Here is a 6417-nt window from a genome sequence, read left to right as displayed (position 1 = left end):
CACTGTTGACTTTGGCAACTTCAAAGTTGATTTTACCTTGGAAAGTTTGACCGCGTTTGGTATTCTTGCGATCGCCTTCACGGCTTTTAGCTTCGGCTTGGAGGGCATTTGCGTCGATATAACCACTGGCGACACCGCGACCTTTTGGGTCGAGGAACACGTTACCGCGATATGATGGGACTTTGTACTCACCAGCAAAGTCTGTAGAAGTATTGATACTTTCTACCCCAGGTTGGCTACGAGCCGTTAGCTCTTTGACTGTAAACAGGAAGGGCACTAGTTCGCCACCTGGCATTTTGACAGTGACAGCTTGGAAGTCAAGTCCATCTTCTTCTTTGAAAGTCAAAGTCCGATCGTCTGAGAGCGATACGGTGCCTCTAATCTGGTCGAGACTGGAGGTAGCACGCGTGACCAATTTACCAGCCACAAATTCCGCTTCTTGGCGTTTGTTTTGAGGTTCTTCTTTAACAAAGTAATTAGTTGGCTGGATGCACATGTCTACAAACTGGTATTGTTTGGCAGCATCCAGGGGAATGGAACCTCGGCTGGTATCGTCGATGACCGGGCAGTTATTAGCTAGTCCAGTACCGCGAATATCTTCATAAGTAAGTACAGTTGTTGCCGATACAGGCGCATCACTGCAAGCCGTCAAGAAGCCAATGCAGATGGCTAGTAGAGCGGCGAATAATCCGCGAAATTTCATGATGAACCTCAATTTTAGATATATTTTATGTTATTACAGTCTTTGCCGCTACATGAGCGAGCGAGCGAATTAATCTTTAACATTAGTGTTCGATCGTTGCTATGGACACAGTAAGATAATTGTCTTGTCGATCGGTATTCTACAACGCGCGTGCCGTCCACATCACATCTGCGGACAAATGATTTGCTAATATTTAGTCTGCGGTTTGTCCGCATCCTCCAGAATACAAATTTATATTAAAACTACTTGACAGATTAAGTTAAATGAATTTAGACAAAGACTTATCGCCATCCTTAGACTTAGCAACAAGCGAACCCACGACTTCGCCAACTGAAGCGACGGGCGAACTGGCGCAGATTGTGGCGCAGGTTCAAGAGATTGCCGATCGAGATCGGGCAGATCCCTTGGCATTGCTGCTGTTGCTGCGGACTTTAGAGCAGATTCACCGCGAAATTCAACAGGGCTATTTCCAATCAGCATTGCCAAATAGTCGTCAATCGCTGTTTGCGCTACTGCGAGATATTGAGGAAAATGGCGGCTGGCCCTATATCCAGCGTTGGAAACTCCAAAAATTACTGGCCAATCTACCAGAATCCGAACAACTGCAATCTGAGTGGCAAAATCTGGATCGCAATCGCCAGTAGCCTCGCTAACCCGATCTCTATTTATGAATGGTCGATTCTCGACCGGCTTGATGTCGAGATTGCGACTATTTAGGTAATTCGGCTGGACTTTTCGATCTAAAGACCACCCCATTTGTTGGAACTGATAGAATTTTGAATATGAACATTACTAGTGCTTAAATGCACAGTCGAGCGGCTAGCGGCCTCCAGAGCCAGTTTTAAGGTCAATTTTAATACACTACTCCAGCAATTTCCCGATTTTGTCACGTTGCGTGAGAAACCGCTCCAACAGCCTTTAGACGCTGCTATCGAGCAAATCCGATCGCAGTCAATCGTCTACCAACTCTCAGCAGAACCATTATTGCGTTGCTACAGATCGAGATGACATTGAACTATGACAATATGCAAGAAAATCTAAACAACCAACCAAACATTCCGACCGATTCTCAACCCGATCTCCACCAGCATCCCCAAGATGCACGCGAATACTACAATCGGGGTCGGGGGCGCGATTTGGGTGGCGATCGCGAGGGTGCCTTAGCTGACTACAATTGCGCGATTCAACTCGATCCCAATCATGCCAAAGCATACGGAAATCGCGGGTTATTGCGCGACAGGCTGGGAGATCGTCAGGGTGCCTTAGCTGACTACGATCGCGCGATCGAACTCGAAGATCGCAGCAGTACGAATTATTATAATCGTGGCAATGCCCGTTATCGACTCGAAGATCTCCACGGTGCCGTGGCGGACTACGATCGCGCCATTCAGATCGATCGCACTCGTCCCAAAACATACTACAATAGGGGGTTAGCGCGAGTATATCTCGGCGATCGTCAAGGTGGCCGCGAAGACCTCCAGATCGCTGCAGATCTTTTTCGTCAGCAAGGTCGCGATTGGGATTATCAACGCACCCTCGAAAAAGTCCAGGAGGCTTAGATTAGTTGATAATTGATAGTCGATCGTAGGGTGGGCAGTGCCCACCAGCTATGGTTTAGAAGGTTTCTTCTATCTAAATGAATATTTGAACTTAGCTACTTAGTCGATCGCTAAAGATCGGACAAACTATCGAGCTAAAAACAGCCAGCGGTTAATGCCGCTGGCTGTTGTTAGTGGACTTCTTCGATCGTGACGGCATCTAGACTAACCCAGGCGATGTTGGCGATGCCGCGATCGAGGGCGATTTGGCGAATGCGATCGGGTGGTGCGTTGTCGAGATACATTTCTACGCACACCTCTGTGGGTGCCGATCTGAGCTTATCGCTATAGATGAGGGCAGCAGCCGCCGCCGCAGGGTCGATTGCCACTACCAACCAATCGGGTTTGGCGGTGTAATGGGGCATGGCGGGGTGCGCTTGCAAGACTTGCTGTAAATCTTCAATATTCAACACAAACCCAATCCCTGGGAAATTTTGGCCTTGGGGGTGATAGAGTGCGAGTAACTTATCGTACCGCCCGCCTTTGCCGATCGTGTATGTCCGATCTTCACAAATACTCACCACCTCAAAGACAATCCCCGTATAGTAATCGAAGGTTTGAATCAAACTTAGATCCAAAATCAACGAGAGTGAAGTGGGGCTGCTGGCGGCGAGTAGTTCGACTAATGTTTGGAGATGGGAGATCGTCGCTTGCGATCGATCGTCTAATTCGAGTTGCGATAGCCGCTGTAATACTACCTGCGGTTTGCCGCGTAAATCTAGTAATGAGAGTGCTAAATCTCTGTGCTGGGGTGCGAGCGGTAATTGTTCGAGGGTGACTCGATCGAGATGTGCCAGACACCGCCGAATTTGAGTTTGAAATTCGCTCGGAAATTGTGCCAATAGAGCGCGACTCAAGCCAGCTTCGCCGAGCACGATCTGCCACTGGGGAACGGCGAGCGACTTCAAACAATCGATCGCCAGCAGGATCGCTTCGGCATCGGCCAAAATCCCGCCTATCCCTAATAGTTCGATGCCTGCTTGATAAAACTCTTGCTGGCGGCCATGATGAGCCAGATCGGCGCGCCGGAACACATTGGCATTGTAGTATAACCGCTGCGGATACAAGTCTCCCATCCGCGCGACGGCGGCTCGCGCGATCGAAGCCGTCAATTCCGGTCGCAAACCGAGCGTGCCGCTTTCGGCACTGGGAATCTGGATCACCGTTTCGCGATCGACCGCACCACCAGCGGTCAAAGTTTCCAACCTTTCCAAGGTCGAGGTGACAATCCGATGATAGCCCCATCGATGAAATACCGCCTGAAGCCCCGCCTCTACCCAATGTTTTTGCGCCACATCTAGCGGCAATAAGTCGCGTGCGCCTGGAGCATAAAAATTGGTGGGTGTCTCTTTGACAAATCGCAACTGAGAATTGTCACCTTGCGGGAATGGGGAGACAGGAGCATTGAGGTCGGTCATGGGTAGCAAATTGGCAACAGGCAACTCCCTAATTTTAGGCCATTCTGTACGCGCACATCACTGGTGCGAGCATCGACAATTTTGGGTTGCGACTGCTGGATCGGGGATGTTTGCGACTGTTTAACTTGGCGGTTGAGTGTCACGATCGCTCGATCTAATATCCAACTACTCACATCTTTCTACAGTTCAAAAACACTATTACTTAGTCATAGATTCAGGGTACCCACAAGGGGCACCCTCAGATCTACTATCTATCCTCACCAGCGAGCTGCTGTGCCAACCACAGATCGAATAACTCCATTAAAATCTGTTCGGACAGCGTTTCGTCTAGCTGCGGCTCGACAATTTCGACAACGCGAATCAGGTGAATGCCGAGATCGGTGGTGACGGGCGCGATCGTTTGTGGTGGGGTGGCGGCAAATACGGCTGCAGAGATGGCTGGGTGTAGCTGTCTGCGCTTGAGTGTACCTAGATAACCACCGCGACGATTGAGTTCGGGATCGGTGATATATTGCTGGGCGACATCGGTAAAGTTTAGATCGCCTTCGGCGATCGCGTAGAACAGTTCCATCGCTACATATCGATCGGTTAATACGATCTCATACAGAGTTGCGGCACTATATTCGTGTGAATTTTGCCAAAAATACTGTTCGACGCGATCGGCAAATAAATGGTGAGCGAGTTTGGCAGTTATTAAGCGATCTCTAAGAATTTGCTCGAAATCCTCAATCGAAATAAAATTAGCAGCCAACCAATTACTCGTAGCAGCAATTGTTGTTAATTGATTGACTCGTCTAAAATTGTCGGCAGCGACTTGTAGCTCTATTTCGGTTGGTTGAATCGCATTTTTCAGGGCTGCCTCATTAATAATTTGACGACGGGCAGCACTCCGAATTAGTTCGGATACTTTGCCAGACATCCTAGCTTCATCGACGATCGCCTGATGCCAATCCGCTCGATCTGTTGGCTCGTTTGTAGTTATTAACATCGCGTTCCTTCTACTCGCCTTGATTTGCTAATTTTCTAAATGGATCGAGGACAAAATCGACGATCTTGCGATGGCGAATGACAATTTCTGCTGTCGCTGGTTGTCCAGATTTAAGCGGCAGACATTTACCTTCATGTTGGACGCAAGACTGCCCCAGCTGGACTTCTACTTCATAGTTGGTGGTGGTGCCTTGGGGCGTAGTCACAATCTTGGAATTGGGTGAAACCCAGGTTAGATGTCCTTTAACGATGTCATAGCTTTCAAAGGGAAACTCATCAAACTTGAGTTTGACATCCTTACGATCTCCAGAGCGTAGAGATTCGCTTCGATCGGCAGCAATTTCGCCCTTGAAGACCAATCGATTGGTATTTGGGGCAATTTCAGCAATTAATTGTTTGGGTTGCACTACCGCCCCTTCTCGATTAATTGGCAGTTCAAAAATAGTACCGTCAGTTGCCGATGAGATCGTATATTTAGCTAACTTTTTATTCAGGAAAAATAGCTGGGCGCGATCGCGGGCGATTTCCGATTGGAGCGTCAGCATTTGCGTATGCAGCTCTTTTGTTTGCCGTTGGACGGCGAGCATTGCCAGCCGACCGCTTTTAGTCAAAGTTGTGGCACTGCGCTGTTGTTCGGTGAGCTGGAGTTGGGCGCGATCGATATCCGATTGGGCTTGTTGGAGGAGCTTTTGATAATTGCTTTGCTGTTCGGCAAATTGGAGTTTTGACTGACGGAGATTGGCTTGTGCTTGCTGGAGGAGTTGTTTTTTCTCTTTGGCAATGCCTTCGATTTCGATCGCTTTAATCTGGGCAATTGCCCCCGTTTTGTAGAGTTTGCGATAACGATTGCTTTCATTCTGGGCATCTTTTACGCGATTCTGAGCCAATAAATAACTAGTTTGCGCATCGACGATTTTTTGTTGCGACTGCTGAATTTGGGTGAGTTTTTCAACCTTTTGTAAATTATAACTAGCTTGGCGATCGCTAAAGGCACGCTCGGCTTGAGAGATTTGGGATTGTTTTTCGAGGAGTTGGGCTTGATTCTGTTGTTGTTGCGCCGTCGTGCCCAAACCCAGTTGATTTTTCATCAATGCCAATTGGTTGAGATGTTGGCGTTCGCCATCGAGTTTGAGCTGCATTTGATAGATTTGTTCGCGCAAGCCTTTGGTGTCGAGTTCCATAATCGGCTGTCCGGCTTTGACGCGATCGCCTTTTTTGACGTACACCTTAACGACAGCCACACTGCCATCGATATCCGCTTCGCGTTTGACGGTATCGCCCTTAAATTCTAATCTGCCTCTAGCTGTACCGATTTCATCCATTTTGTACAAAAATGACCAGGGCAGCAGGACTGCCATGAATACCAGCAAGCAATATAACAAGCCCCGCGTCCAGGGTAACGGAGTGGTATCGATGAGTTCGGTGGCCGAATGCGACCAATCCTGGATCGCGCTGGCGGCGGTGGTACTGGTGGCATCAAAGCGATCTGCATTGGCGACGACAATTTGATGCGGACTGGTGGTGGTGAGTGCGGATGAATCGTCTGATGCTTGGCGATCGAGTACCATAATGCTAAATAAATGAGAAATTAGATTGTGAAGGTTACAGATCGACAGTCGAGTCGATATCCAACACACTAAGTAATGAAGAGCCGAATATGTAGAGTACATTACTATTTTTAGAAGGATATCTAAATTTTTAAACATCCTAA

8 protein-coding genes are annotated in these 6417 nt (G+C 48.2%); 3 read left to right on the top strand and 5 right to left on the bottom strand.

The window, feature by feature from the left end; translation table 11 throughout:
• The coding region (gene psbO / locus RMO84_RS21085) for a photosystem II manganese-stabilizing polypeptide (RefSeq protein ID WP_310490399.1) at positions 1–703 on the bottom strand (703 nt) is incomplete at its 3' end.
• A gap of 263 nt (positions 704–966) precedes the next feature.
• Between psbO and RMO84_RS21080 the strand changes: the two genes are divergently transcribed.
• The 3 genes from RMO84_RS21080 to RMO84_RS21070 all read left to right on the top strand — a co-directional run bounded on the left by RMO84_RS21080 (position 967) and on the right by RMO84_RS21070 (position 2262).
• Complete coding sequence (locus RMO84_RS21080; RefSeq protein WP_310490398.1) at positions 967–1347, top strand: hypothetical protein; 381 nt, start codon at positions 967–969, stop codon at positions 1345–1347.
• Between the two features lie 151 nt (positions 1348–1498).
• On the top strand, positions 1499–1711 hold the full coding sequence (locus tag RMO84_RS21075) for a hypothetical protein (RefSeq protein WP_310490397.1): 213 nt from the start codon (positions 1499–1501) through the stop codon (positions 1709–1711).
• A 17-nt stretch (positions 1712–1728) separates the two neighbouring features.
• Complete coding sequence (locus RMO84_RS21070; RefSeq protein WP_310490396.1) at positions 1729–2262, top strand: tetratricopeptide repeat protein; 534 nt, start codon at positions 1729–1731, stop codon at positions 2260–2262.
• 170 nt (positions 2263–2432) lie between these two features.
• Here the strand turns inward: RMO84_RS21070 and RMO84_RS21065 are convergent, their stop codons facing one another.
• From RMO84_RS21065 to RMO84_RS21050, 4 genes are all read right to left on the bottom strand, one after another.
• Positions 2433–3719 carry an ATP phosphoribosyltransferase regulatory subunit gene (locus tag RMO84_RS21065; protein ID WP_310490395.1) on the bottom strand — a complete coding sequence of 429 codons (1287 nt, stop codon included), beginning with the start codon at positions 3717–3719 and terminating at the stop codon, positions 2433–2435.
• Positions 3716–3892: a hypothetical protein gene (locus RMO84_RS21060; RefSeq protein WP_310490394.1), complete on the bottom strand. Its 177-nt coding sequence runs from the start codon at positions 3890–3892 to the stop codon at positions 3716–3718. The genes RMO84_RS21065 and RMO84_RS21060 overlap by 4 nt, the downstream gene beginning before the upstream one ends.
• A gap of 74 nt (positions 3893–3966) precedes the next feature.
• Positions 3967–4707, bottom strand: a complete 741-nt coding sequence (locus RMO84_RS21055; RefSeq protein WP_310490393.1) for a peptidylprolyl isomerase — start codon at positions 4705–4707, stop codon at positions 3967–3969.
• Between the two features lie 10 nt (positions 4708–4717).
• Positions 4718–6274 (bottom strand): HlyD family efflux transporter periplasmic adaptor subunit, encoded by a 1557-nt coding sequence (locus RMO84_RS21050; protein ID WP_310490392.1) that lies wholly within the window; start codon positions 6272–6274, stop codon positions 4718–4720.
• Positions 6275–6417: the final 143 nt, after the last annotated feature.

This window comes from Chamaesiphon sp. VAR_69_metabat_338 (genome assembly GCF_031423935.1).
Taxonomy (GTDB): Bacteria; Cyanobacteriota; Cyanobacteriia; order Cyanobacteriales; family Chamaesiphonaceae; genus Chamaesiphon.
Note: the sequence above shows the minus strand (reverse complement) of the source record. Positions and strands in the feature narration are given on the sequence as shown.